This window comes from Marinifilum flexuosum (assembly GCF_003610555.1).
Lineage (GTDB): Bacteria > Bacteroidota > Bacteroidia > Bacteroidales > Marinifilaceae > Marinifilum > Marinifilum flexuosum.
On record NZ_RAPQ01000012.1, the window covers coordinates 39126 to 61952 of the forward strand.

The window sequence follows — 22827 nt, forward strand, 5'->3', positions numbered from 1 at the left end:
AAGATTAAATATTTAATTTTTCACTATAATATGTAATATTGTTTTGCAAGCTTAAATTGATTTTTTACATTTGCAGTGACGACTAAAATTTTAATGTGGCTATACCGTAATTCTGACAAATCATATTGTCAGGGTAGCGTGTAAATAAGTACTTTCGAGTGTGAATAGCCGCAACTTTTCTCGGTATGCCGCTGATTAGTCGTCAACGCCCTGACAACCTTATATATTAGGAAAGTGGTTAGTTGGGTTTGAAGTTTACTCTTTTCGCATTTCTTTGCGATACATTTCTAAAAGCTCGTCTTTAGTTTTTGCCAGCTCTTTTTTAGTTTCTTCCAATTCTTCACGTAATTGTTTTACCACGTCGCTTTCGTAATGCGATTGATGATCCCTTACACTTACATCATTGTTAATGGTATTTACATTGTAGTTAGATGAACTGGTATTAATCCCTTCAATTTTCTCTAACACTTTGGCCTCGCTAATTTTCATTGCTTTCGCCAATTTGTTTAGTATGCCAGTACTAATCTTATCGGCACGAATTAATTTGTGTAAATTTTGTTCGGTAGTACCAATTTTTTCGGCTGCCTCTTTCACACTTCCAAATTTGTCGATCAGAAGTTGTTTTAATAAAAATCCTTTTATCATTTGATTTAATGTTAGTTAGCAATTATTTTAATTTTTTTCATCAAAAATAGACTAAATTATTTGTTTAGTTTAAACAATAGGTTTAATATTGCCTTGTCGAATTATTCAAATATACGTATAAATTATACAAAATGTTTAAAAAATAGATGAAATGGAAGAAAAAACTAATGAAACGGTTGAAATAAATGAGCAACCAATTAAATCAAAAGTTGAATTAATGGAAGATAGATGGCGCGAATTATACCGCGAAGGCAAGCGAGGCGAAGCCATTCTAAAAGTATTGTGTGCTGAATTTTTTTATAAACATCCAGTAAGTATTTATAGAGTTTTGGATGTATCGAAGTTAAGATTAGAGATGAGAGAGCAATAATCTCTTTGATATTTTTTTGCTCAATTACTAAACGTTTTGTTTAGTCTTTAAACAAAAACTAACCTTAAAAACCTAAAAAACAATGAGCCTAATTGAAATTAAAGAAGATGAACTAGTAATTAAACGTGCCGAATTAACAGCATTGGTTGATGCCGTACAAGGTATGCGCGAAGAAATGAAAAACCTCACCCTAAATGCAAAGTTAGATGTGTATTGCAAAGGCGATATTGTAACAGGCAAGGCCGTGCGAATGATTATGGGTTGGAGTGAATCTACTTTTAGCAGAAGATTGCAAGATGAAGAAAACCCAATACCAATGACTAAGGAAGGCAAGGGCTACGCAATGCCACGAGCTGAGTTTATTGAATACTACAACCAAGTTTTTAACTCCTAAAATTTTACCTAATGAACCTTGAAAATTTTAACCCCGACGAATTTATAAACCAGTTTAATGTAAAGCTGGAAAATGAAGGTGCAACACCTGAAGAAAGCAGAGCATTTAAAATGGGTGTTTACGCAATGGTTGGCGGCTTTGAAGGACTACTAGAAAAAGGTGCAACCACCTCCGACTTAACCACCATTTGCAAAATGTTTGGCAAAGAATTGAAAGGAGGTTGTGATGACTAAAGAGGAATTTAAAAAGTCATTAGGTGAGCTTTGGTTAGATTTAAAACTATCAGATAAAGAGTTAGAGAGGTTTTGCGAAATAACAGACAAGATCTATGAAAATGCCTTCATGGGAGGATTGGGGAGTAAACAAACAATAGTATGTCCCGAATGTAATTTAGTTCAAGTTGGAACCATACAGAAAACATTACCATTCCCAACATTCATTCATGAATGCGATAAGTGCGGACATATAATAATGGAAAGTGAATGGCAAGAAGCGAAAACACTACACCTAAACCTCAAAAAGCAATGGTTTGAACTAATCAAGTCAGGCGAGAAAAAGGAAGAGTATCGAGAGATATCAGAGTATTGGAATAACCGTTTCGCATCTATGCTTTGTGATTTTGAAATGTCAGAAGTAAAAACAATTACTTTCTCTAATGGCTATTCGAAAGACCGCCCACAATTCGAAATTGAATTAAAAGGAATTTTTATCCGAGAAGGCAAAGAAGAATGGGGAGCTGAACCAAATAAAAAGTATTACGTGCTTAAACTTGGAAAGCTTTACCCTGTAGGTAATACAGAGTAAACCCACGCACAAAAAAGGGTACGAATACACAGGCATTTTTAGCCTGTAATTTTTTAAAACTTGCCAATAGCGCAAGCAAACACGCACAAATATAGGGTACGCATACACCGATAATTTGCGGAAAATTATCGCTCTCAAAATCTAAACATTGATAGACGGAATAAACATAGAATTGATTGGCTTCGATTGCAGGATTTGGGAAAAGAACTCTAGGCTTAAGTTTTCTGTTTTAAAGGATTGCGAAAGCGATGAACCAATGGGAAGCAAGCGAGCACACTACGAAGGTTTAACCTTTATAATAGAACCGAAGGGAACGGCCAGAGTAAAAGGATCTATTCACAGATATTACAACCAAGGAACGCACAATGCCGACCGTTTTACTTTTGAAAATTTTGCAATTGCTGTTGACATGTTAACCGAATTTGGCATAAAGGCTGATGAAGCAATATTGAGAAGCTTTGAGCTGGGTGTAAATCTTGATACCAGTTTAAGCAAAATCGATAATAAAAGCTACTTGGAAAGTATTGTGTTTTGCAAAGGTGTAAAACGTTCTGATATGGAGATCCATGAAAAGCTGGGTTACGGTTACGTTTACAAAACCACGAATGCCAAATACAAATGGTACGATAAATCGATACAATCGGAAATAAAGGATAAGCAATTGTTGCGAGTTGAAACCAAGTTTACACGCATGCGCTCGGTTGAGAATTACAGCATTAACACCTTAGCCGACCTCCTAAACGAAAGCAAGCTGGATAAACTGATAGTAGATAAATTCCTGAAACCCATTGAGGAAACCATCTTTTTTGAATGGAGGCAAATTCCAAGCACTCGTAAAATCCCCAAAAAGTACAAAAGCAAGTTTAAAGATTTACGAAATCCTGATTGGTGGATTAAAGATGAGCGCAGCCGAAAGGAACGACATCGTAACAAATTGTTGCTTGAAAAACTGATTAAGCTGTATGCAAAACGCGATATCAAAAACATTCTGAAAGGCTTAATATCATTGGAGCTACAAGCCATTACACGCAGAAAAAAAGGGGACGAATACACCGCCTTTGAGAAGCTTAAAAAATGGTGCTCGGAAAATCACGCAGTAAAAAAGGGGACGAATGCACAACGTATAGTAGGGTGCGACGACCAAAGGGAGTCGATAAGAAGGTACTGCATAATATGTGGCAAGGATATCACCCACCAAAATAAGAACTCGAAGTACTGCAACGACAACCGAAAATGCAGAGATAAAGCATACAACATTAAGGTATCGGAAAAACGAAAGGCCAACAGAAGCAAGAAGGAAAAAGAGATTTTGAACCTGATTGAAACAATGGGCCAGCAATTGAAGCTGGTTAAAACCTCTAAGCCCAAGAAAGGGGCTAAAGGCAAATCGAGACAGACATCAATAGTAGTAAAGGTAAATGGTAAATCGAAACATTACCACGGTGCACAAGCTCGATTCTTCTTAAATGAATTTGAAAAGAAAATGAAACCTAAACCTAAACTATGAAACAAATTGTATTAGATGCACTCGAAAGCTTAACCCAGGAAAAGAAAGATGCAAAACAGTTTCCTACTCATGTACTGGAGTTGGATTTGAACAAGGAAATAAGGAAACGATTAAAATCGGCATTGCACGAATTAAGACGAGAGGAAAAAATAAGATTCGGTGAAACTTTGAATAATAATTTTTTCGAGTTGATAGAAACAAAAAAATAATGGTGCAAATAGGGTATGCCTTTCGCGAACCATGCTTAAAGTGGTTCAATAAGTACGAAACGAGTATGTAAAATGCACCACAATAAAGAAACCATTTAAAACGAACCCCACATGAGAGTTTATGGATATTTAAGAGCATCGACCGACGATCAGGATGCAAACCGAGCAAAAACCACTTTGTGTGATTTCGCCGAAAGTTTGGAAATAAAAATTTCAGCTTGGTTTGTCGAAAATGAATCGGGCGCAAAATTAAGTCGCCCCGAATTATTTCGATTGTTGGAATTGGCTGAGCCAGGTGATGGAATTTTGATTGAGCAAATCGACAGAATTACAAGATTAGATGAAAACGATTGGACGAAATTGAAAAGTATCATTATCGAGAATAAATTAAAAATTATTTCGATGGACTTGCCAACCTCTTACAATCTTCCAAAATCGAATGATGAATTTCAAAAAAGAATACTTGATATCATTAACAGCATGATGCTGGATATTCTTGCCGCCACCGCTCGCAAAGATTATGTGGATAGAAAAAGACGACAAGCCGAAGGTGTGAAAAAAGCAAAACTGCAAGGCAAGTACAAAGGCAGACCCGAAGATTTAGAACTACAGGAAAAAATTGAAAGTCTGCTTACCGATGGCAAGAGCTACAACTACATACAAAACATGTTGGGATGTGCTCGCGGTACGATTTCGAAAATTAGTAAGAGGATTAAAGAAGAAAGTAATGGAATTGATTAGTAAAGCTGAAAATATCGATTGTATGTTGGGAATGAAAGAATTTCCAGATAATTATTTTGATTGGGCTGTTGTTGATCCACCATACTTTGAAGGCCCAGAAAAACGGATGTATTATGGATCAAAAATTAGTAATCGAGGAATTAAAAGAGTTGATTATCCTGTATCTGATTGGTCAAAACAAATACCAGGATTCGATTATTATGAGGAGTTGATAAGAGTTTCAAGACATCAAATTATTTGGGGTATTAATTATTTCGAATTTGCAGCTGCAGTTGGAAGCGGTCGTATTATTTGGGACAAATGCAATGGTGATTCTTCTTTTTCTGATGCTGAATTGGCATCAATTAGCTCTATAGATTCTACAAGAATATTTAAGTACATGTGGAATGGCATGATGCAAGGCAAAAGCATTAAAGAGGGACATATCCAACAAGGCGATAAAAGAAAGAATGAAAAGAAGATACACCCCACGCAAAAACCTGTTTTACTGTATGGATGGTTGTTCGATAAGTTTATTCCCAAAGGTTCAAAAATACTAGATACTCATCTAGGCAGCGGATCATCTAGAATTGCGGCAAGGAAATTAGGCTATGATTTTTGGGCATTTGAAATTGATTCGATTGCATTTCAAAATCAAGAAAATAGATACCAAAATGAATTTAGCAATAGTGAATTATTTATTAAAAATCAAACCCAATGAAAGAACAAGGAAAAGACAAAAGCACAGCCAACATGCTAGCTGTTATCGGTTGGTTTGGCTTGCTCATAGTGATTTTAATAATCTGTTTGTTTAACGAAAAAGAAAAGGAACATGCCAGTAAAACCAAAGAAAGTACACCGACCGTGGGAACGGCAACAATCGAAACCGCAAGAAGGAAGAAAGGCGGACGATTCATTTTATCACACTACCGCCTGGAGGAAAACCAGCAAAGCATATCGCAAAGCTCATCCCCTTTGTGAAGAGTGCGAGCGAAAAGATAGAATAAGTCCTGCCGAAGTCTGCGACCACATAGTAAGGATTGAAGATGGAGGCGAAAAGCTGGATTGGGATAATTTACAATCAATGTGTCATAAATGCCATAACCGGAAATCTGCAAAGGAGAGGCATTATAAAAAGCAGGGAAATGATAAACGTTAATGAATTAAGACGAGGAAATTTTATTAAAGCTGAAGGTTTTACTCAATGTGTTTTATCAATATTTCGAAATACAGTAGTAACCGCAAAGGGCGAAGATGAAAAACAAAGATCGATTAATGGTCTGCATGAAATTGAGCCAATTCCTCTTACTGATGAAGTAATGAAGAAAACAGAGTTTAAAACAGATCCTTTGTTTATAAATAAAACCAATAGGATATATTCATTAGGACGACTGCTAATAGAAGTCAAACAAGAGTTAAGAAAAGCAGCGATCTATTTTGATGGCACATTATTCTGCTATATCCCAGCCAATTTACATTCTCTACAAAATTTCTACTTCGCAACAATGGGCGAAGAATTAACCATTAAACACTAACCAAATGAACATTTTAAAAGCAATACGATTACGATATCGAGGGCACAAGCAACATGCAAAAAAAGGCAAAAGCATGAGTAAAATTGTTTTCCAGTTGGAAAAAAGCAAAAGAGCAAAACGAGGATTTCGCCTTATTGATATGAACCTAAGCAGAGTAAAAACATGGATGCAATGGGAAATGTTTAAACGCTATGCATGGGTAGTTGCCGTATGGAGTTTAGTTCTTGGCTATTTCATTTTTAAATACTTCGCAAGCTAATGAAGGTAAGCTATGCCATATCAGAACTAATTAACAAGTTTTGCAACGATGCCGATGTGAAAGAAAACAGTAGAAAGTTGTACAAACTAAACTTGAAACGATTCTTTATTTGGCTATCGGCAAAAGGTAAAGACCAGCGCACAGTGTACCGTGCTGATATCATTGAATACAAAAATGATATGCTATCGAAACACGAAGTAACCACCGCCGAAAGTTACCTGGTTGCTGTTAAAATGTTCTACAAATGGCTGGGCGAAAAAGATTGGCATGCCAATGTAGCCAGTGGAATTAAGATGCCACGACGAAACCGTGTGTTTAAAAAGAAAGCATTGTTACCTGATCAGATATCAACACTACTAAACGGATTCGAATTATCAACCGATAAAGGCAAGCGAGATTATGCAATAGTTAATATGATGCTGCGCAATGGCCTTAGATGTACAGAAGTAATTCGCTTTAACATTGGTGATATCTGCGAAGAAAATGGAAAGCTTGGCATTAATGTTTGGGGTAAGGCCCGAAACGATAAAGTATGGATGCCTTTAACCGATAAGGCATTTGATCCGGTTCACGATTACCTACTTACCCGAAAGAAGTTGAACGATGATCAACCATTGTTTGCATCATTGGCCTATAACAATCGTTCGGGCAGGTTGTCACCAGTATCACTTTCAACCATTATAAAACAAAAAATGATAAAGGTTGGCATTAACGATAAGCACATTACAGCACACAGTTTACGACATACCACCGCACAAATGTTATTACGTGCAGGTGTTGAACTCTACGAGGTGCAAAAGTACCTCCGACATACATCTAGTAAAACTACCGAGATATACATGCAAAGTATTAACGATGAGTTGATACACAGGAATAATCCAGGTAAAAAATTAGATGAACTGTTTTAAGCCGATTTAAGGCAATAAGTGTTAGACACGATCAGCACATCAAAAAGATTCAGAACGTTTAAACCTGCTTATATGGTGTTCTGATACGATGTTTAAACGATTTCAATTTTGAGCGAGAACATTAATAATGATATAATTTATTAATGCTCTGGATGCTCAGTATAATATGGGAGGTTAAATACAATGAAAAAGCAATATTATTTCGCAAGTATAGGAGCTGAGTACTGCTATACAAAAGAGTACTTCATTGAAAGAATGAAGCAAGAAGGATTAGAAGAAATAGAAGTATACAAAGCTGTACCCGACACAGAGAAAGGAATATTTTGGTGTAAAGCTATTCAGGAATGCGGTGTGGATTCTTCCAGCTCGTGCGGTACAAAGAACTGTGAGGATTACGAGCCACGCAACGGAAAGAATGGATGTTGCAAGCACTACTCTACTCGCGTCTATCGTTGGGGCGAAGCTGTTAAACTTACATTGAATTAGTTATGGAGAAGAAAGAAATAATTACAATTGATATTCTAATTAATACTACAAGACAGGCAGAAGTTGTAGCACGATTGAGAACACTTGGAGTTAGTATGATAGAAGTTAGTGAGGCTTCTAATAAGTTATCAGCTGTATTGAATAAAACTGCTAAGCCGCTAAAGATATTAGATTCAAATCATCGCAGTGCTTTGCATCGAACAGATATACTCACTCAATCACAGAAGAGAGATCCAGCATATCAACGTCACCAACCACATTACAAATACCATCGATAGCAATGACAGAACTACAATTACATATCACTATAGGAATTAGCGCAGCAATTCCATTCATAATTGGAGTGTTGGTGGTTAATAAGAAAATCTTTGGGGAGGGTACCCAAAATCCTCCCCGGGGTAAAAAATGTAAACGGAGAGAGAGTCTTTTTTTTCTCTTGTCAGAATGGAGGGGTAAAAACCCCAAGGCCCCACCTCCAGATTTAGAAAAAAGAGTTGAGAAGTTGGAACAAATAATAAGGGATGAATTGAAAATTATAATTTGATATGACAGGAAGAAAACCACAACCAACAAAAATGAAAGTGCTGAAAGGCACAGACAGAAAAGACAGACTGAACCAAAACGAGCCAGTTACCGAGCCAGTGGCAAAAATGAAACCACCAGCTTATTTAAACAACACCGCAAAAACCGCATTTCGCGAGTTGGTGAAATTGGTTGGTGCCGATGGAATGAACGTACTGGCAGAAAGTGACCGTGCAGCATTGGGAATGCTTTGCGACCAATATAGCATTTACCGCGAAGCTCGAAACGAAGTGAGAAAATTAGGATTGACCTTTGAAAGTAAAGGAAGAAACGGCAAGCAAATAAAAGCAAGGCCCGAAGTACAGATAATGAACAATGCATGGGATCGTGTAGCTAAAATGCTGGTTGAATTTGGTTGTACGCCTTCAGCTCGTAGTAGAGTTAATGAACTTGAAAAGCAGGAAAAGGATGCTTTTGAAGATTTTTTGAACGACAATAAAAAATCGAGCTAATGCATCCAGCGGAGAAATATGCAAAAGATGTTGTATCCGGTAAAATACTTGCATGCGAGCAAGTGATATTAGCCTGTAAAAGATACTTTGATGATTTGGAAACAGGCGTTGACCGTGGTTTGTATTTTGACAGGCAAGCAGCGCAAAAGGCAATTAGTTTTTTCCAATTCTTACGACACTACAAAGGTAAATTTGCTGGTAAAGTATTTGTACTTGAACCATGGCAGCAATTTGCACTATGGAACATTTACGGATGGAAAAAGGCTAATGGAAAACGCCGTTTTCGATATGCTTATATTGCTGTACCTCGTAAAAATGGAAAAACAGCCTTAATGGCTGGGATTGCCATTTACATGCTGATTGCCGATGGCGAACAAGCTGCCGAGGTTTACACCGCTGCAACCAAATTTAAACAAGCAAAACTTTGTTTTAACGATGCAAAAGAAATGGTTTCCAAATCTCCAGGACTAAAGCAACGAATTAAACGTTTTCAGTATAATATGCATGTTCCTGCAAGCTCATCCAAAATGGAACCCCTTGCCAGCGATGCAGGGACAGAGGATGGCACAGGCCCTAGTTGTGTAATCATTGACGAATATCATGGCCACAAGACAGATGAAATGTTTAAGGTGTCAAAATCTGGTTTAGGATCTCGCGAACAACCTTTGATAGCCATAATAACCACCGCAGGGAAAACTATTGGAGGCCCTTGTCATAAATATCAGCAAATATGTGAGAAAATTTTAAAAGGAATTATAGAGCAAGATAATTTATTTGCTCTGATTTACACGATTGATAAAGATGATGATTGGGAAGATCCTACCATTTGGGAAAAAGGGAATCCCTCCTATCATGCCATTGATACGCTGCAAGATTTCTTAAAAAATGAGTATCAAGATGCAAAGAACAATCCTTCTATGGTATCGAACTTTAAAACCAAAAATTTAAACATTTGGGTTAAAGGCGATGAAGTTTGGATAACCGATAAAGAATGGATGCGCTGCGCTTTCGAAGAATTAACACTTAAAGAACAGATTGAAAGATTAAAAGGCCGTACCTGTTATGGTGGGATTGACTTGGCAAGCGTAGAAGATTTATCGGCATTATCATTGTTTTTCCCTGCTGAAAATGGCAAGCCAGCCGAATGGTTGGTATTCTTTTGGGTACCTGAAGACACCATTGATAAACGAGTAGATGTTGATGGGTTGCCATATGATGATTGGGTGCGCGAAGGTTGGATATTTGCCACACCAGGTAACATTCAGGATTACGATGCAATTCGCAAATTTATTACAGGCGTTCACTTGCTTGATGGCAAAATGGAAACAAGCGAAGAATGTGTAGCCACTTGGTTCGATTTAAAATCCTGTGCTTTCGACCGCTTTAATTCCTCTCAATTGGTTGTGGATTTAGGCAAAGATGGAATTGAAATGACACAATTTGGTCAAGGCTTTGTAAGTATGAGTTATCCAACCAAAGAATTAAAAAAACTGGTGCTAAAATCAGAAATCAATCACTTTGGCAATCCTGTATTACGCTGGCAGATATCAAATGCAGTAATCGAAAAGGATGCCGCCGACAATCACAAAATCAGTAAAAAGAAATCGAAAGATAAAGTTGATGGGCCAGTATCGGGAGTTATGGCTTACGGCGAATACCTAACCGCAATTGCCAATGATGAAACTGAGGCTTACGCCGATCATGGAATACGTTTTTTAGAAGATTAGTTTTTAATGATGAATTATAAATGATGAGTTATGAAAAGAAAGCTTGAAGATTACAGAATTAAAGAGGAAAACGGTGAGTTTATCATCCAAAGAAAAGAGGTTATTATTGAAAGGTTAGGATTTTTAAAATTGAAAAAAACTAAGAAAGTTTTTTGGCGATCAGTTTCATCAACTGGAGGCTATTTGGGTGATGAAGTTTTTTTTAATAACATACCTGCAGAAGAGGCTTGTTTAAAAACATTTAAAACACTTGGAGAGGCAATTGAAAAATTAAAGGAATTTATACCACAACCAACATATTACTATTTAACCGACTAAACTATGGAAGTAACCAAATTGCCCAAATCTATTGCCCGGCTAACCACGCCCGATGGATTCATAGAAAGCTATCAAGAAAAAATGCGGCATGCAAAAACTTGCAAGGAAGCATACGAAATGGCTGAAGAGGAATACAGAATACTATTCGGCACCAACAGATATTCAAGTTATCCAACATTTAAAAATGCAATAACAAGATGGAACAAGAAAAGAAGAACCCAAAAGGCAAATTTTACCAAAAGAAAAAAATAATAATCTGCGACAAGTGCCAAGGCGAAGGCAAAGTGGTACGCCCAGCACAAGATTGCATCGATGTATCGTATGTAAAAATTGATTGTCCCCAATGTTTAGGAAGTGGAAAAATGCGAGAAAACACCACCATACACATTACACCATTTGTGGCAGAATAATATTTTTTTATCCACACATTAAACTTTTTGTTTATTTTATTTGTATAAATTAAACCTTTGGTTTAATTTAGTTGAAAATTTTAACTAACTCTAATAGTAAATACCATGTATGATAAATTAAATAAATCTGTAAAAGCTCCCTCTCTTGCTACAAGAAAAGAAGTGTTTGAAAGCGCACATGCCAATATTGATTTTTTCGAATCTTTTTCTGATGCATTAGAACATGCATGGAAGTTTTATAAAAAATAATTACCAACGCACCCTTTTCTCCCTTTCAGGGGAGATGCCGACAGGCAGAGGGGTGAAATTACAAACCTATGAAAGACGAATTTAAATTATTACTGCTATTAATTGACAAATTGCAGTGGATAGACGTACAAAAAGCAAGGCTAACCAAAATAGCCGAAACCTTTGGAACCACACAATTTCCAATACAAATGAGCATTAGTACAGGCCCACCGCAAAAAATACTAAGCCCTCGCGAGATACACGAAGAGCAGAAAAAGAACATTGTAAAAGTAAACATTCCTCGCCCTGAGTGGATGGACGAGCTAATTACTCAAATAGAGGCCGATATTGAAAACTACGAAAAGCAAAAAAACGAACCCTCACTTACATTTCAGTACAATGTAAGCGAGGAATTAGGATTACGAATACTAGAATTATTCAAAAAAGACCTCGATTATCAGCAAGAACACATCGAAAAAGCAGTTGAAAAACTTCAACAGTCAAAAATTTTCTACCTAAACACTAAACAAAACGTTTAATCATTAACCTTTTAACCCCACAAACATGAAAGGATCAGCACAATTCAAAAAGATTATTGCAGCAAAACTGGAAGAAATTGCCAGTAAGGATGCACTTTTTGCCGAAAACTTGAAAAAGAAAAACAAAAATATTGATGATTGCATCACCTGCATTCTGAATACAGTAAAAAGCAGTGGTGTGTGCGGTTTTTCGGATGATGAGATATTTGGCATGGCTATGCACTATTACGATGAAGACGAAATTAAGATTGGTGGCAAATTGAATTGCAAAGTTGTTACCAATCATTCTGCAGAACTAAGCGAGGAAGAAAAAAAGCAAGCCAAGCAAGAAGCTTTTGAGCGTGAAGTTGAAGCACAACGCACGAAACTCCACAAGAAGAAAAGCACCAGTAAACCTGAAGTTAAACCCCAACAATCATTGTTATTCTGATGAAGCCAAAAACAAATTTTCAAAGAATGGTTGTTGCCTTAAGCAAAAAGCTTAAACCAATCAGCCAAAAGCAGACCAATTGGGCAGTAAAAAACTTATCGAAAAAATATGCAATTGTTTCCCGAAACAGAACCTTTTGCCTGGAGTGTGGGCACAAATGGAACGAAAATATTCGTATGGTAGAACTAACAGAAAAGTGTGTTTGTCCTAGCTGTAAAGCGAAACTAAAATATAACAGCGATAGAAACATTAGATACGAAGATTCATATTTTGCCATAGTTACTACTCAGGGAGGCATGCAAGTAGTTCGCATGTTCCTGTTTCATCAAAATTTTAAGAAAAAACAAAAATCCACCTACTGGATTAGTGAAGTTATGCAGCATTGGATTGATGAAGATGGTGAATACGAAACACTTTCGCAACCAGTAAACACCATGAGTAACATTTACGATGCATGGAGTTACGGCCCATTGGAAGTACGAACACATACATACAATCATCATTTACGTTTCACAATTAACCCTTACAAAGTTTACCCGATTAAATGCGTATTACCAATTATCAAAAGGAATGGTTTTAATGGATCTTTTGGCAACTACTCACCGCAACAATTATTCTGCCTGTTGCTAAAAGACAATAGAGTTGAAACCCTTTATAAATCAGGTCAGATTAGTGTACTTAACTGCTATAACAACCGTGACGGCTTAGTATCTGGATACTGGAAAAGCATAAACATTTGCACCAGGCATTCATATATAATCCCCGATGCAATAACATGGTTCGATTACATGGACTTACTTCGATACTTCAGGAAAGACACAAGTAATCCTAAATTTATTTGTCCTGAAAATTTGAAAGCAGCTCATGATACATTGCTTAAAAAGAAAAGAAAAATAGAAGCCGAAGAAAGACGAATTAGAAAAGAGGAAGCAAGGATACGAGCTGAGTTGGCAGATAAGAAAAATCAAAAAAAATACTCCAAGCAAAAAGGCATGTTCTTTGGTTTAAAATTTAAAGCCGGTGATATCATTATACAACCCATTACCACAATTGCCGGATTTAAAGAGGAAGCCGACAACCTTAATCATTGTGTTTATTCAAACAAGTACTTCAATAAGGAAGATTCATTGATAATGTCGGCACGAATAAACGGCAAGCCAATCGAAACTATTGAATTATCACTTACCGATTACAAGATAATACAAAGCAGAGGCAAGTGTAATCAGGCTAGTGAGTATCACGATAAGATAATCGAAACAGTGCGAAAAAATATCAGCAAAATAGCAGAGATAAAAGAAGTTCAAAACCTACAAAAAACAGCCTAATGAAACAAAAAAGAGAATTACCAGAAATGCATTTACGCCACCTGGAGGTGGAGGAAATTTTGCAAGTAGTAGAGCAAGTAACATCGGTATCGCGCGAGCAAATCTACAACCACCGCAGGAAACCATTTGCCGTTGATGCAAAGCACATATTCATTTATCTGCTTTTAAAAATGATACGACCAATAGCAGTACATCACGTCACCAAATTTCCACAACCAACCATATTTGTTGCAACAGGAAGCGTTGCCGACAAATACTGTTATGATGATGTATTTGCAGAAAAGTTGAACCAATGTTATTCGATACTAAAGGAAAAAGAAACCGAATTGATATCGAAAATGTTTCGGGAATCGAAAACCTTTGGCGATTTGCAAACCATTATCGCACCATATACCAACTGCGAAAATCTGCCATTGCCTGTAATCAATAGCATTGAATTGATTTAGGCATGCAAACCCTCTACGATCAGTTAGCCCAATTGCAAGATGAGTTCAAAGAACTACATCGGAACTATGGTAAAATGCCAAAGTGGCAATTTATGCTGCAATCGATGAAGATTTTAAAGTGACATTGGAAACCGTTACCGTGGTAACCTGCAATCATATTATTGAAAAGGAATTTACTGAAGCGTATTTGTAAACAGTACAGCAGCCTTTGCCTAGCCCCCGACTTAAGTCGGGGTAAAAGGATAAAGAATTGCAAAAAATTAACTCCATAACGTGGTTGCTGTATGGGCTGAACACCCAACCAAATTACACAAATAATGAAACGAGATACAAACTTTAAAATTTACGAGCGTGGGGAAATTACATTATTATGACCATAGAACTTTAGAATTAGCGCCTGACTTTGTGATTGAAAAATTTAGAGCTGACGGTGTTGATGGAACTGCATGCGGAAAGGCTTACAAGGTTACTAGAAATAAAAATGAAGTGACTTGTAAAAACTGTTTGCGCGAAATGGCAAAAGAATCGAACGAGAACGGTGTTTTGCCTATAAAGCGTGTTAGGGGTAGTGATGTTTGCCATAGACCAGATATTAATTGTGGACTATGTCCTGACTTCCCATGTTATGAATTTTAAATCATTACCCCCTAACACCAAGATTAAAGCCGTTTTTCAATGGCTTTAATCGACTGTTATGCGCTGTGTTACGATAGTAACATTGCGCACTGCAAAAAAGAACCACCACCCCTCGCAACACTTCTCCCTTTTCAGGGGAGATGCCGACAGGCAGAGGGGTGTGCAAAACAAATGTAAAAAATCACTAAATTTACCATTATGGAAAAACAAGATTACGAAAAATACCAAGTTTGTTTAAAATCTTCTTACATGTCGAAAGAAGGCATAGTGAAACCTTGTTTAGATTTATCAGATACTAATGGGAAATTGTACTTAGCACCTAAGGATGATATTTTAAAAGATCATCCCGAATTATCCCATAAAAGCCTTATGGAAATGCAAATAGACCACCTTGCAAAAAAAGTAAACAATCAGTTTGATAAAATATTAACTGAAGGATTAAAGCGAAAAGGATTTGAATTTGAAAGAAATGCTGAATTGGTACATTTTATAAAAACTCGCTGCCGATCAGAAGATTATCAGAAAGAAGGCATAAAAATATTTTTAGTTGATGATGTTCCATTTATGAAATGGGATTACAAAAACCAAGAAATAAAACAAGAAGGCAATGTATTTACAGCCACCAATGGAGCCTACCAATATTTATAACCCAGTAGAGCCGCAAGGCATTGCGGCTGAACACCAAAACACAAACAACATGAAACCAGAATTTATAATAACAAGCATTTCTAATACATCTATTGATTTCAATAAAAATGAAATGCCATTAAACTTGGGAATCAATTTAGAAATATCTGCACAAGCAACTGGCAATTTTTCAGAATACCTAAACGATGACATGTCAATTAATAAAACAAAATTGCTGCAAGATATTTTGCAAGGGAAAATCTCAATAACCGGAAAGGATTAAACCCACCCTCAGCAAAACGATAAACCAACCATTTTCCCACCCCCAGGAAAATGGTTTTTTCTTGAATTACCCCCAACTTCAGTTGGGGGCTGCACTAAACAAACCGTTTAATCCACAAACCCCAAAATAAACCCCTCTAACGCCCCCACCCCACAAACCAACACCGCACCCCACAAGAAAAAAGATAACACCCCAAACCCCACCAAAAACAGGTAAAACACAACAAATCACTAAACGAAAAGTTTAGAAAGTAAGCAATGCTTACCATTTTAATAAAAAAAGCCCCTCAACTTTACACCTGTTAGTAGTAAGTAGATTTTTTCATAGGTAAAATTTAGGGTTAGAAGTATGGGAAAAGTGAAATTGTTTGGAAAGACAGTCTTTGAGTATCGAAGTGGGGACAGCGATACTCAAAGCTTTTCCCTAAAAGATGCAAGCAGCGATATACTTGACATCTTTTTCGGCGGTCGCAAAAGTAAAAGCGGTCAGATTGTAAACCAAGAAACAGCAATAGGCTTTTCTGCTGTAACAGCTGGAGTTCGCGTAATAGCCGAAACCATTGCCTCACTATCCTTTAACGTGCATCGCCGATTAGAAGGCGGCAACCAAGAAATAGCACACAATCACAACCTGCAATACCTGGTGCACACCGCACCATATCACTTATACACCAGTTTCATTTTCCGCGAAACCATGATAAACATGGCGATAATGTGGGGCAATGCATACGCTCGCATCATCCGCAATGAGTTCAACAAAGTATTAGGATTCGAAATCATCCACAAACAAAAAGTTTTCCCATTTCTGAAGGAAGGCGAAATGTGGTACAAAGTAGTAGGCTTAGACCAGCCAATCTACTTTATGGATATGATCCACATACAAGGATTCGTAAAAGATGGATTGATAGGCGTAGCCCTTACCGATATCGCACGAGAAAGCATCGGATCGGGATTGGCAATGCAAGAACTGTCCAGTAAATTTTTCGCTAATGGTGGTATTTACAAAGGAATAATTACCACACCTGAGAAATTATCAAATGAGTCATTCGAGCGAATCAAGAAATCGTGGAAAGAAAGAAACACAGGAAGCGATAACCATTGGAGCGAACCAATTTTAGAAGCTGGCATGGAATACAAGCCAATGACACTTTCGCCTGAACAATCGCAGCTGTTAGAATCACGTAAATTCCAATTAATCGAAGTAGCACGAGTACTACGCATACCTCCGCACAAGCTGGGCGATTTAAGCAAATCAACCAATAACAATATCGAGCACCAATCAATAGAGTTTGTAACCGATTGTATTCGACCTTGGGTAAAGAGAATTGAGGGAGAATTTAACCGAAAAATATTCCGCCAAAACGAACAAGGCGAACTGTTTACCAGATTAAATCTAAACTCATTATTACGTGGCGATATTAAAGCACGAGGCGAGTTTTATTCAAAGATGTTCAGTATTGGTGCTTTCTCGCCTAACAAAATTCTACAACTAGAAGGCGAAAACACTTTCGAAGGAGGCGACGAGCGATACATACAAGGCGCAAACATTCCGCTTTCGGTTATCAAAGAAAAATACCAAGCAGATGTGCTCAAACAACTAGCCGAAGCCGAAAAGCTTAAGCAAGAAACAAAAGGAGGTAACAATGATTAACGAAACAGTGCAAATTGTTGCCGATCCGATTAACTGGAGCATGTGGAGCGTAATATGCGCAATAACAACCATAGTTTTTGCGGTAATTGGTTTCGTTATCCGATTAACCAGAAACCACACCAAGTTGGCAGAAGGACACAAGCACCTGGAAAAAACAACCGAAGACAAATTTAAGGTTGTACACCATAGACTAGATGGCAAAGCAGACGACAAAATAGTAGGCAGCATTGATGCCAAACTAGATATAATCATTGAAAAACTCATGTAATCATGACTGATAAGAAGAAACAACAACAAACAGGGCCAGAGCGCAGGATTTTCGAAAACACTGTGCAGTTGGTTACTCGTGATGGGCAGGAAGATTCACGAATGATTCGTGGGTACTTTGCCAAGTTTAACACCCTTTCACGTTCAATCGGCTGGGGATTCAAAGAAAAAATTAAGCCAGGAGCATTCGACGATATCGATTTTGCAAACGATGATATCGTGGCATTGTTCAACCACAACTTCGACCATATAGTAGGGCGCACAATTGGAACCCCTAAAATGACTATGGGAGTAGATGATATAGGAGCCTTTTACGAGTTCGAAGCACCAACTACCACCGCAGGAAACGACCTACTTGAAAATGTAAAGCGTGGATTAGTGCAGCACTCCTCTTTTTCGTGGCCTCGTGGCACAACCGAAGACATTTGGGAAGATGATGTTGAACATGGCGAAGTTAGAACCATATCGAAATTTACTCGCTTGATTGATGTTGCACCAGTAGTAAACCCAGCCTATTCGGATACCACCGTAGATGCTCGCGGCTACGAAGGCGCAAAGGAATCATACGAAGCATGGAAAAAGGACAATAGATCTTTCGACACTTACGAAGCTGAAGCCGAAAAGCGCAAACTCGAAATAGAACGCATGAGATAATTAACTAGGTAATAATTCAAAAATTAGTAAAAATTATGAAACAAAAATTTGCAATAGTAGCGAGTGTGATTATCGCCTTGTTACTTATCGTGGCAGGATTGCCAGTGTTTGATGTGGCAGCCGGAGCAACATTTATGATTGCACCAGTTGCATTAATTGATATTGAGAACAATATCAGAAACTTTAAAGAGCAAAGAGGCGATTGTTTGGATAAGATGGATGCCCTTGTAGATGTTCAGTTAAGCGAAAAACGATCCTTAACCGAGGATGAAACCACCAAGTATAACGAGTATCGCTCGAAAGCCGATGAACTGAAAGGCCAAATTGAAATGCTTGAAGTGAGTTTGGAATCGAGAAAAGCGAAGGCCAAAGCTGAAGGTAAGGAGATTGAGGGCAAAGAAGAGCGCAAAACCGAGGAAGAGGCCGAAAAGCGTTACAATGAAGCCTTTAAAAATTGGGCAGTAGGTGGTGAAGCTCGTTGTTCTAAGGAAGATTTAGAAATCCTTGATTCGAAAGATAAGGAAATGCGTGCGATGGGAACTGGTACAGGTTCCGCAGGTGGATATTTGGCACCAACTTCAATGGCAACTAAAATTGAGGAAGCATTAAAATATTTAGGAGGTGTTCGCGCTGGAGCAACAGTAATGACTACCGAGAATGGTAATACCATCAACTATCCAACAATGGATGATACAACCAATATGGGTGAGTTGATTGGTGAAAATCCAACAGATAACACTAACGAACAAGATATTGCTTTTGGTAACAAGCAAATTGGAGCATACACTTATAGTTCGAAAGCAATTCCAGTTAGTAACGAATTATTGCAAGATTCTGCATTCGATTTGGAAGGATACATTGCAAGAGTTGCTGCACAGCGTATTTTCAAAATTACAAACCAGCATTATACTACTGGCGATGGAACCAACAAACCAAAAGGTTTCTTACAAGATGCCACATTAGGATTAACCGCAGCTGGCACAAATGCCATTGTTGCAGACGAGTTAGTAAAGCTACTGCATAAAGTTGATTCAAGTTACCGCCAAAATGGTAAATGGATGTTCAACGATAACACCTTGCTTGCTATTCGTTTATTGAAAGATAACGATGGTAGACCATTGTGGCAACCAGGTATGGTAGATGGAGCACCAAACACAATTTTAGGAAAGCCATATATCATTAACAATGATATGCCTGATATAGCAACAGGTGCTAAAGCAATTGCTTTTGGTGATATTGAGAAATACCTGATTCGTGATGTTACAAATGCATCATTGAAGCGATTAGGCGAAATTAATGCGCTTAAAAATCAAACGGTATTTGTTCTATTCTCTCGACATGATGGTGCATTGATCGATGCAGGAACCCATCCAATTAAGTATTTACAGTTAGCATAGTAAGGAGGTAAATCATGAAAGGATATAAAGTATTAGTAACGGAAAGTTGTGTAATGAATATCGGTGGTGACATTATAAGTGTTATACCAGGAGTAAGAACACTATCCTTAAAAGCCTGTCACGCATTAATCAATGCAGGCTATGCCGAAGCAATCGAGGGTGAGGAATTACCAGAATTGCCAAAGGAAGAAAAAAAGCCAGAGCCACCAAAAGATGGTGAATTACCATTGGATTTCCCTTCGAGAGATTTGTTGATAGAAAACGACTTAACAACCATTGAGGCTGTAAAAGCGTTTGGCGACTTAACTGAGATTGAAGGAATTGGCCCGAAAAAGGCTGAAGAAATTCTGGAGGCATTAAAATAAGATGTATTGTAGGGACACGCCACGGCGTGTCCTACCGAAACACAACAAAAAATGGCATACACACTAATAACACCAGCCACCGAAGAACTGATTACAGTAGCCGAAGCCAAAAAGCATATGCGTGTACTTCACAACAACGAAGATGACATGATAGGCATATACTTAATGGCAGCTATTGGAAGGTTCCAGGAGCAAACCAGCCGTGTAATCTCCAAATCAACCTGGCAACTTACACTTGATAAGTTTCCAGTAAACGGGATTATCGAGATCATGCGCTGCACGGTGATTAGTGTGCAGTCAGTAAGGTACATTGATTCACTGGGAGCCGAGCAGGAAATAAACGTGCAAGATGTGAAGTTGGATGCAGCGAGTGAGCCTGCACGTTTATCGCCTGCCTTTGGTAAAAGCTGGCCTACAACTGCCAATATTATCAATGCAGTTACTATTGAATTTGAGGCAGGATACACCGATGCCGCAGCTTTGAATAAGTTGGATAAAGCCGCCATTTTTTTAATGACAGCACATTGGTATCGAAACAGGGAGGAAGTTGTAGTAGGAAAAACGGCAAACGAAGTACCAAAAACCGCCGATGATATCATGAGTTTGAGAAAAATTCCAAACGGATTTTAATAATGGCAACAATAGGAGAACGAGATACACTAATTACGATTCAGACATTTGCCACTGGTAAAGATGCAGCAGGACAGCCCACACAAGTTTGGGAAGAATTTGCAAAAGCCTGGGCAAAGCGATGTTTTAACAATGGATCTGAAAAGGTAGCAAATGAGCAGATTGAAGCCATTACCAAAATCGATTTTGTAATAGACAAAATACCAGGAATAAAGCAAACCATGCGAGTACTGTTGGATGATGAAGCCTACAACATTACGGCAATAAACGATACCCTGCCCGATGAAATAATTCTTTATACCGAATCGACAGATAGAAAGGATGAATAATGAGTGCTGAAATAGAAATTGATGGATTAGATGAATTGATGGATAGTTTAAAAAAACTACCCCACAAAATGAGCTCTAAAATGATTTTGAAAGCTCAGCGAAAAGCCGCTAAACCATTGGTAAAATCAGCACAAAGCAAAGCACCAGTTTCCAATATTACCAGAGTAGACTGGTATGGCAAACGCCGCACAATTCATCCGGGCGATTTAAAGAAATCGATAGGAACTATTAAAGGGAGGAACAAAACGAATCCTACAACATTTGTAGGTCCGAAAGTATCGCGAGGCCGAAAAAGAAAACACGATGCATGGTATGCACACTTTCCAGAGTTCGGAACCGATGGCTACACCGTGAAAAAAGGCCCATTAAAAGGCAAGTTTTTTCCTGGTCAGCCAGCACAACCATACATGCGACCAGCCTACGACGAAACAAAAGACGAAGTATTAGACGTTTTGGGCGATGAATTAGGAAAAATTGTACATGATCATTTTAAGAAAACATTGAAATAATGGTTTACGAAGTTTTACAAGCACTGATAACAGATATAGAGCTATTGCCAATAGTTGGAGCACAAGCCCAAGCATTGCCATTTGCCACATATCAGGTTATCGATAGTGAACCAAACGACGATATGTATGAAACCAATGATTTCGAGCATAGGGTACAAATCAATGTATATGCAAAAACCTACATCGAGGTACAATCTCTTTGTGGATCCATCTACGACAAATTACAGCGCAAATCGGGAATAATTGGCGGTGTAGATGTTGCGAGCATTCGTTTGATAGACGAACGCGATTCGAATATTGAAGACCGCAGAGTAAGCGGCAAACAATTGGACTATAAAATTATTATTCGCTAATAACTATTGATATGGCAAGAAAAAATATAAGAGGTGATAAGTTATTGTTGAGCTTCGATTTTGATGGCACCAGCTATTTGTATGCAGGAATTACAGATCACGATCAAAATTTTGAGCGTGACATGATTGAGATTACCGACATGCATACACCTGCCGAAGCTACCGAGTACATGGCAGGAAGAATGAAGCACGATTTAAATGTGAATGGACTTCATAAACCAGGTACCGACGAAATTGCACCAGCACAACAATACTTGGATAAGTACACAGCAATTGCAGCAATGCAAGCAGGTACCATTATTACAGTAAAACGTGGTGGTACCGCTACAGGCGAAAAGTACATTGAGGCCAAGTACATCATTAAGAATGTAAAAGATTCTGCAAAAGATAACGATAAAGTAACTGAATCATTAAGCCTTCAGGGAACTGGAGCCTTTGAGATTAAAACAGTTGCTTAATCAAGTAATTAACTTTTAAACAATCAGACAGCATGAAAGTTAAATTAGACAATAAAGAATACTCTGTGGCATTTGGTATGTCCGCATTTCGAAATTTAAAAAACAGAGTAGGAATCGATATTCCTGATGTTCAGAAATGCTTAAAAAAAATGATGGATAAACCTGACGATGTTGATATGCAACAGATGGAAACAATTGCAGAGTTGATATTATCAGGGATTATTAATGGAGCCAGAAAAGAAAAACTTGATGATCCTGGACTAACCATTGATGATGTATTCGACATTATGGATGATACCGCCCAATTTGAAAAGATTATGGAGGAATACTCCAAAGATGCCGATACAGGTGAAAAAAACTAAACCAGCCCACCGA

General features: G+C 37.8%; 40 protein-coding genes. 39 read left to right on the top strand and 1 reads right to left on the bottom strand.

Features of this window, described 5'->3' with window-relative positions; translation table 11 throughout:
* Positions 1 to 255 precede the first annotated feature (255 nt).
* Entirely contained in the window at positions 256 to 645 is a 390-nt protein-coding gene (locus BXY64_RS18190; RefSeq protein ID WP_120241405.1) for a helix-turn-helix domain-containing protein, read from the bottom strand.
* Between the two features lie 151 nt (positions 646 to 796).
* Here BXY64_RS18190 and BXY64_RS18195 point away from each other — a divergent pair, with 151 nt between their 5' ends.
* The 39 genes from BXY64_RS18195 (at position 797) to BXY64_RS18375 (ending at position 22814) form a co-directional block, all read left to right on the top strand.
* Positions 797 to 1015 carry a hypothetical protein gene (locus tag BXY64_RS18195; RefSeq protein WP_120241406.1) on the top strand — a complete coding sequence of 73 codons (219 nt, stop codon included), beginning with the start codon at positions 797 to 799 and terminating at the stop codon, positions 1013 to 1015.
* Between the two features lie 82 nt (positions 1016 to 1097).
* The gene (locus BXY64_RS18200; protein ID WP_120241407.1) at positions 1098 to 1409 is read left to right on the top strand and encodes a hypothetical protein; all 312 of its coding nucleotides are present in this window, start codon (positions 1098 to 1100) and stop codon (positions 1407 to 1409) included.
* Between the two features lie 11 nt (positions 1410 to 1420).
* Positions 1421 to 1642 (top strand): hypothetical protein, encoded by a 222-nt coding sequence (locus BXY64_RS18205; RefSeq protein ID WP_120241408.1) that lies wholly within the window; start codon positions 1421 to 1423, stop codon positions 1640 to 1642.
* Entirely contained in the window at positions 1635 to 2213 is a 579-nt protein-coding gene (locus BXY64_RS21490) for a hypothetical protein (RefSeq protein WP_211334548.1), read from the top strand. The genes BXY64_RS18205 and BXY64_RS21490 overlap by 8 nt, the downstream gene beginning before the upstream one ends.
* A gap of 148 nt (positions 2214 to 2361) precedes the next feature.
* Positions 2362 to 3720, top strand: a complete 1359-nt coding sequence (locus BXY64_RS18215) for a hypothetical protein (protein ID WP_120241409.1) — start codon at positions 2362 to 2364, stop codon at positions 3718 to 3720.
* Positions 3717 to 3929, top strand: coding sequence for a hypothetical protein (locus tag BXY64_RS18220; protein ID WP_120241410.1), 213 nt, complete (start codon positions 3717 to 3719; stop codon positions 3927 to 3929). Before BXY64_RS18215 ends, BXY64_RS18220 begins: the two co-directional genes overlap by 4 nt.
* 111 nt (positions 3930 to 4040) lie before the next feature.
* The gene (locus BXY64_RS18225) at positions 4041 to 4670 is read left to right on the top strand and encodes a recombinase family protein (protein ID WP_120241411.1); all 630 of its coding nucleotides are present in this window, start codon (positions 4041 to 4043) and stop codon (positions 4668 to 4670) included.
* Positions 4671 to 4701: 31 nt separating this feature from the next.
* Entirely contained in the window at positions 4702 to 5370 is a 669-nt protein-coding gene (locus BXY64_RS18230; protein ID WP_211334549.1) for a DNA methyltransferase, read from the top strand.
* Positions 5367 to 5630, top strand: coding sequence for a hypothetical protein (locus BXY64_RS21570; RefSeq protein ID WP_245996704.1), 264 nt, complete (start codon positions 5367 to 5369; stop codon positions 5628 to 5630). The genes BXY64_RS18230 and BXY64_RS21570 overlap by 4 nt, the downstream gene beginning before the upstream one ends.
* Positions 5631 to 5679: 49 nt before the next feature.
* Positions 5680 to 5808 (top strand): HNH endonuclease, encoded by a 129-nt coding sequence (locus BXY64_RS21745; protein ID WP_394340481.1) that lies wholly within the window; start codon positions 5680 to 5682, stop codon positions 5806 to 5808.
* Positions 5795 to 6184 (top strand): hypothetical protein, encoded by a 390-nt coding sequence (locus BXY64_RS18240; protein WP_120241414.1) that lies wholly within the window; start codon positions 5795 to 5797, stop codon positions 6182 to 6184. Before BXY64_RS21745 ends, BXY64_RS18240 begins: the two co-directional genes overlap by 14 nt.
* Positions 6185 to 6188: 4 nt before the next feature.
* Positions 6189 to 6443: a hypothetical protein gene (locus tag BXY64_RS18245; RefSeq protein WP_120241415.1), complete on the top strand. Its 255-nt coding sequence runs from the start codon at positions 6189 to 6191 to the stop codon at positions 6441 to 6443.
* Positions 6443 to 7351: a tyrosine-type recombinase/integrase gene (locus tag BXY64_RS18250; protein ID WP_120241416.1), complete on the top strand. Its 909-nt coding sequence runs from the start codon at positions 6443 to 6445 to the stop codon at positions 7349 to 7351. The genes BXY64_RS18245 and BXY64_RS18250 overlap by 1 nt, the downstream gene beginning before the upstream one ends.
* A 183-nt stretch (positions 7352 to 7534) precedes the next feature.
* Positions 7535 to 7837 (top strand): hypothetical protein, encoded by a 303-nt coding sequence (locus BXY64_RS18255; protein WP_120241417.1) that lies wholly within the window; start codon positions 7535 to 7537, stop codon positions 7835 to 7837.
* 2 nt (positions 7838 to 7839) lie between these two features.
* A complete protein-coding gene (locus BXY64_RS18260) occupies positions 7840 to 8115 on the top strand; it encodes a hypothetical protein (protein ID WP_120241418.1) in 276 nt (91 codons plus the stop codon).
* A gap of 2 nt (positions 8116 to 8117) precedes the next feature.
* Entirely contained in the window at positions 8118 to 8381 is a 264-nt protein-coding gene (locus BXY64_RS18265; protein ID WP_120241419.1) for a hypothetical protein, read from the top strand.
* Position 8382: 1 nt separating this feature from the next.
* Positions 8383 to 8871 (top strand): phage terminase small subunit P27 family, encoded by a 489-nt coding sequence (locus BXY64_RS18270; RefSeq protein ID WP_120241420.1) that lies wholly within the window; start codon positions 8383 to 8385, stop codon positions 8869 to 8871.
* On the top strand, positions 8871 to 10598 hold the full coding sequence (locus BXY64_RS18275) for a terminase large subunit (protein WP_120241421.1): 1728 nt from the start codon (positions 8871 to 8873) through the stop codon (positions 10596 to 10598). Before BXY64_RS18270 ends, BXY64_RS18275 begins: the two co-directional genes overlap by 1 nt.
* A 30-nt stretch (positions 10599 to 10628) precedes the next feature.
* Positions 10629 to 10916: a hypothetical protein gene (locus tag BXY64_RS18280; protein ID WP_120241422.1), complete on the top strand. Its 288-nt coding sequence runs from the start codon at positions 10629 to 10631 to the stop codon at positions 10914 to 10916.
* Positions 10917 to 10919: 3 nt separating this feature from the next.
* Positions 10920 to 11168 (top strand): hypothetical protein, encoded by a 249-nt coding sequence (locus BXY64_RS18285; RefSeq protein ID WP_120241423.1) that lies wholly within the window; start codon positions 10920 to 10922, stop codon positions 11166 to 11168.
* A gap of 263 nt (positions 11169 to 11431) precedes the next feature.
* A complete protein-coding gene (locus tag BXY64_RS21390; protein WP_170150702.1) occupies positions 11432 to 11575 on the top strand; it encodes a hypothetical protein in 144 nt (47 codons plus the stop codon).
* Positions 11576 to 11643: 68 nt separating this feature from the next.
* Positions 11644 to 12093 carry a hypothetical protein gene (locus BXY64_RS18290; RefSeq protein WP_120241424.1) on the top strand — a complete coding sequence of 150 codons (450 nt, stop codon included), beginning with the start codon at positions 11644 to 11646 and terminating at the stop codon, positions 12091 to 12093.
* A gap of 25 nt (positions 12094 to 12118) precedes the next feature.
* Complete coding sequence (locus BXY64_RS18295; protein ID WP_120241425.1) at positions 12119 to 12523, top strand: PcfK-like family protein; 405 nt, start codon at positions 12119 to 12121, stop codon at positions 12521 to 12523.
* The gene (locus tag BXY64_RS18300) at positions 12523 to 13848 is read left to right on the top strand and encodes a PcfJ domain-containing protein (RefSeq protein ID WP_120241426.1); all 1326 of its coding nucleotides are present in this window, start codon (positions 12523 to 12525) and stop codon (positions 13846 to 13848) included. The genes BXY64_RS18295 and BXY64_RS18300 overlap by 1 nt, the downstream gene beginning before the upstream one ends.
* Complete coding sequence (locus tag BXY64_RS18305; protein WP_120241427.1) at positions 13848 to 14294, top strand: hypothetical protein; 447 nt, start codon at positions 13848 to 13850, stop codon at positions 14292 to 14294. Before BXY64_RS18300 ends, BXY64_RS18305 begins: the two co-directional genes overlap by 1 nt.
* Before the next feature lie 351 nt (positions 14295 to 14645).
* On the top strand, positions 14646 to 14930 hold the full coding sequence (locus BXY64_RS18310; protein ID WP_120241428.1) for a hypothetical protein: 285 nt from the start codon (positions 14646 to 14648) through the stop codon (positions 14928 to 14930).
* A 198-nt stretch (positions 14931 to 15128) separates the two neighbouring features.
* Entirely contained in the window at positions 15129 to 15578 is a 450-nt protein-coding gene (locus tag BXY64_RS18315; RefSeq protein WP_120241429.1) for a hypothetical protein, read from the top strand.
* Positions 15579 to 15627: 49 nt separating this feature from the next.
* The gene (locus tag BXY64_RS18320; protein ID WP_147376041.1) at positions 15628 to 15840 is read left to right on the top strand and encodes a hypothetical protein; all 213 of its coding nucleotides are present in this window, start codon (positions 15628 to 15630) and stop codon (positions 15838 to 15840) included.
* Positions 15841 to 16188: 348 nt separating this feature from the next.
* On the top strand, positions 16189 to 17490 hold the full coding sequence (locus tag BXY64_RS18325) for a phage portal protein (protein WP_120241431.1): 1302 nt from the start codon (positions 16189 to 16191) through the stop codon (positions 17488 to 17490).
* Positions 17483 to 17758, top strand: coding sequence for a hypothetical protein (locus tag BXY64_RS18330; protein WP_120241432.1), 276 nt, complete (start codon positions 17483 to 17485; stop codon positions 17756 to 17758). Before BXY64_RS18325 ends, BXY64_RS18330 begins: the two co-directional genes overlap by 8 nt.
* A 2-nt stretch (positions 17759 to 17760) precedes the next feature.
* Positions 17761 to 18411, top strand: a complete 651-nt coding sequence (locus BXY64_RS18335) for an HK97 family phage prohead protease (RefSeq protein ID WP_120241433.1) — start codon at positions 17761 to 17763, stop codon at positions 18409 to 18411.
* Between the two features lie 35 nt (positions 18412 to 18446).
* Complete coding sequence (locus BXY64_RS18340; RefSeq protein WP_120241434.1) at positions 18447 to 19808, top strand: phage major capsid protein; 1362 nt, start codon at positions 18447 to 18449, stop codon at positions 19806 to 19808.
* Between the two features lie 14 nt (positions 19809 to 19822).
* Positions 19823 to 20173 carry a helix-hairpin-helix domain-containing protein gene (locus BXY64_RS18345; protein ID WP_120241435.1) on the top strand — a complete coding sequence of 117 codons (351 nt, stop codon included), beginning with the start codon at positions 19823 to 19825 and terminating at the stop codon, positions 20171 to 20173.
* A gap of 51 nt (positions 20174 to 20224) precedes the next feature.
* A complete protein-coding gene (locus tag BXY64_RS18350; RefSeq protein ID WP_120241436.1) occupies positions 20225 to 20803 on the top strand; it encodes a head-tail connector protein in 579 nt (192 codons plus the stop codon).
* Positions 20804 to 20805: 2 nt separating this feature from the next.
* Entirely contained in the window at positions 20806 to 21132 is a 327-nt protein-coding gene (locus tag BXY64_RS18355) for a phage head closure protein (RefSeq protein WP_120241437.1), read from the top strand.
* Entirely contained in the window at positions 21132 to 21641 is a 510-nt protein-coding gene (locus tag BXY64_RS18360) for an HK97-gp10 family putative phage morphogenesis protein (RefSeq protein ID WP_120241438.1), read from the top strand. Before BXY64_RS18355 ends, BXY64_RS18360 begins: the two co-directional genes overlap by 1 nt.
* On the top strand, positions 21641 to 21994 hold the full coding sequence (gp17, locus tag BXY64_RS18365) for a tail completion protein gp17 (protein ID WP_120241439.1): 354 nt from the start codon (positions 21641 to 21643) through the stop codon (positions 21992 to 21994). Before BXY64_RS18360 ends, gp17 begins: the two co-directional genes overlap by 1 nt.
* Before the next feature lie 11 nt (positions 21995 to 22005).
* The gene (locus BXY64_RS18370) at positions 22006 to 22452 is read left to right on the top strand and encodes a phage tail tube protein (protein ID WP_120241440.1); all 447 of its coding nucleotides are present in this window, start codon (positions 22006 to 22008) and stop codon (positions 22450 to 22452) included.
* Positions 22453 to 22484: 32 nt separating this feature from the next.
* Positions 22485 to 22814 (top strand): hypothetical protein, encoded by a 330-nt coding sequence (locus BXY64_RS18375; protein ID WP_120241441.1) that lies wholly within the window; start codon positions 22485 to 22487, stop codon positions 22812 to 22814.
* Positions 22815 to 22827 lie beyond the last annotated feature (13 nt).

What these genes read in the sequence shown, in the direction of transcription:
- BXY64_RS18190 (WP_120241405.1), bottom strand. Translation starts at nt 645, where the DNA reads ATGATAAAAGGATTTTTATTAAAACAACTTCTGATCGACAAATTTGGA.
- BXY64_RS18195 (WP_120241406.1), top strand. Translation starts at nt 797, where the DNA reads ATGGAAGAAAAAACTAATGAAACGGTTGAAATAAATGAGCAACCAATT.
- BXY64_RS18200 (WP_120241407.1), top strand. Translation starts at nt 1,098, where the DNA reads ATGAGCCTAATTGAAATTAAAGAAGATGAACTAGTAATTAAACGTGCC.
- BXY64_RS18205 (WP_120241408.1), top strand. Translation starts at nt 1,421, where the DNA reads ATGAACCTTGAAAATTTTAACCCCGACGAATTTATAAACCAGTTTAAT.
- BXY64_RS21490 (WP_211334548.1), top strand. Translation starts at nt 1,635, where the DNA reads ATGACTAAAGAGGAATTTAAAAAGTCATTAGGTGAGCTTTGGTTAGAT.
- BXY64_RS18220 (WP_120241410.1), top strand. Translation starts at nt 3,717, where the DNA reads ATGAAACAAATTGTATTAGATGCACTCGAAAGCTTAACCCAGGAAAAG.
- BXY64_RS18225 (WP_120241411.1), top strand. Translation starts at nt 4,041, where the DNA reads ATGAGAGTTTATGGATATTTAAGAGCATCGACCGACGATCAGGATGCA.
- BXY64_RS18230 (WP_211334549.1), top strand. Translation starts at nt 4,702, where the DNA reads ATGAAAGAATTTCCAGATAATTATTTTGATTGGGCTGTTGTTGATCCA.
- BXY64_RS21570 (WP_245996704.1), top strand. Translation starts at nt 5,367, where the DNA reads ATGAAAGAACAAGGAAAAGACAAAAGCACAGCCAACATGCTAGCTGTT.
- BXY64_RS18240 (WP_120241414.1), top strand. Translation starts at nt 5,795, where the DNA reads ATGATAAACGTTAATGAATTAAGACGAGGAAATTTTATTAAAGCTGAA.
- BXY64_RS18245 (WP_120241415.1), top strand. Translation starts at nt 6,189, where the DNA reads ATGAACATTTTAAAAGCAATACGATTACGATATCGAGGGCACAAGCAA.
- BXY64_RS18250 (WP_120241416.1), top strand. Translation starts at nt 6,443, where the DNA reads ATGAAGGTAAGCTATGCCATATCAGAACTAATTAACAAGTTTTGCAAC.
- BXY64_RS18255 (WP_120241417.1), top strand. Translation starts at nt 7,535, where the DNA reads ATGAAAAAGCAATATTATTTCGCAAGTATAGGAGCTGAGTACTGCTAT.
- BXY64_RS18260 (WP_120241418.1), top strand. Translation starts at nt 7,840, where the DNA reads ATGGAGAAGAAAGAAATAATTACAATTGATATTCTAATTAATACTACA.
- BXY64_RS18265 (WP_120241419.1), top strand. Translation starts at nt 8,118, where the DNA reads ATGACAGAACTACAATTACATATCACTATAGGAATTAGCGCAGCAATT.
- BXY64_RS18270 (WP_120241420.1), top strand. Translation starts at nt 8,383, where the DNA reads ATGACAGGAAGAAAACCACAACCAACAAAAATGAAAGTGCTGAAAGGC.
- BXY64_RS18275 (WP_120241421.1), top strand. Translation starts at nt 8,871, where the DNA reads ATGCATCCAGCGGAGAAATATGCAAAAGATGTTGTATCCGGTAAAATA.
- BXY64_RS18280 (WP_120241422.1), top strand. Translation starts at nt 10,629, where the DNA reads ATGAAAAGAAAGCTTGAAGATTACAGAATTAAAGAGGAAAACGGTGAG.
- BXY64_RS18285 (WP_120241423.1), top strand. Translation starts at nt 10,920, where the DNA reads ATGGAAGTAACCAAATTGCCCAAATCTATTGCCCGGCTAACCACGCCC.
- BXY64_RS21390 (WP_170150702.1), top strand. Translation starts at nt 11,432, where the DNA reads ATGTATGATAAATTAAATAAATCTGTAAAAGCTCCCTCTCTTGCTACA.
- BXY64_RS18290 (WP_120241424.1), top strand. Translation starts at nt 11,644, where the DNA reads ATGAAAGACGAATTTAAATTATTACTGCTATTAATTGACAAATTGCAG.
- BXY64_RS18295 (WP_120241425.1), top strand. Translation starts at nt 12,119, where the DNA reads ATGAAAGGATCAGCACAATTCAAAAAGATTATTGCAGCAAAACTGGAA.
- BXY64_RS18300 (WP_120241426.1), top strand. Translation starts at nt 12,523, where the DNA reads ATGAAGCCAAAAACAAATTTTCAAAGAATGGTTGTTGCCTTAAGCAAA.
- BXY64_RS18305 (WP_120241427.1), top strand. Translation starts at nt 13,848, where the DNA reads ATGAAACAAAAAAGAGAATTACCAGAAATGCATTTACGCCACCTGGAG.
- BXY64_RS18315 (WP_120241429.1), top strand. Translation starts at nt 15,129, where the DNA reads ATGGAAAAACAAGATTACGAAAAATACCAAGTTTGTTTAAAATCTTCT.
- BXY64_RS18320 (WP_147376041.1), top strand. Translation starts at nt 15,628, where the DNA reads ATGAAACCAGAATTTATAATAACAAGCATTTCTAATACATCTATTGAT.
- BXY64_RS18325 (WP_120241431.1), top strand. Translation starts at nt 16,189, where the DNA reads ATGGGAAAAGTGAAATTGTTTGGAAAGACAGTCTTTGAGTATCGAAGT.
- BXY64_RS18330 (WP_120241432.1), top strand. Translation starts at nt 17,483, where the DNA reads ATGATTAACGAAACAGTGCAAATTGTTGCCGATCCGATTAACTGGAGC.
- BXY64_RS18335 (WP_120241433.1), top strand. Translation starts at nt 17,761, where the DNA reads ATGACTGATAAGAAGAAACAACAACAAACAGGGCCAGAGCGCAGGATT.
- BXY64_RS18340 (WP_120241434.1), top strand. Translation starts at nt 18,447, where the DNA reads ATGAAACAAAAATTTGCAATAGTAGCGAGTGTGATTATCGCCTTGTTA.
- BXY64_RS18345 (WP_120241435.1), top strand. Translation starts at nt 19,823, where the DNA reads ATGAAAGGATATAAAGTATTAGTAACGGAAAGTTGTGTAATGAATATC.
- BXY64_RS18350 (WP_120241436.1), top strand. Translation starts at nt 20,225, where the DNA reads ATGGCATACACACTAATAACACCAGCCACCGAAGAACTGATTACAGTA.
- BXY64_RS18355 (WP_120241437.1), top strand. Translation starts at nt 20,806, where the DNA reads ATGGCAACAATAGGAGAACGAGATACACTAATTACGATTCAGACATTT.
- BXY64_RS18360 (WP_120241438.1), top strand. Translation starts at nt 21,132, where the DNA reads ATGAGTGCTGAAATAGAAATTGATGGATTAGATGAATTGATGGATAGT.
- gp17 (WP_120241439.1), top strand. Translation starts at nt 21,641, where the DNA reads ATGGTTTACGAAGTTTTACAAGCACTGATAACAGATATAGAGCTATTG.
- BXY64_RS18370 (WP_120241440.1), top strand. Translation starts at nt 22,006, where the DNA reads ATGGCAAGAAAAAATATAAGAGGTGATAAGTTATTGTTGAGCTTCGAT.
- BXY64_RS18375 (WP_120241441.1), top strand. Translation starts at nt 22,485, where the DNA reads ATGAAAGTTAAATTAGACAATAAAGAATACTCTGTGGCATTTGGTATG.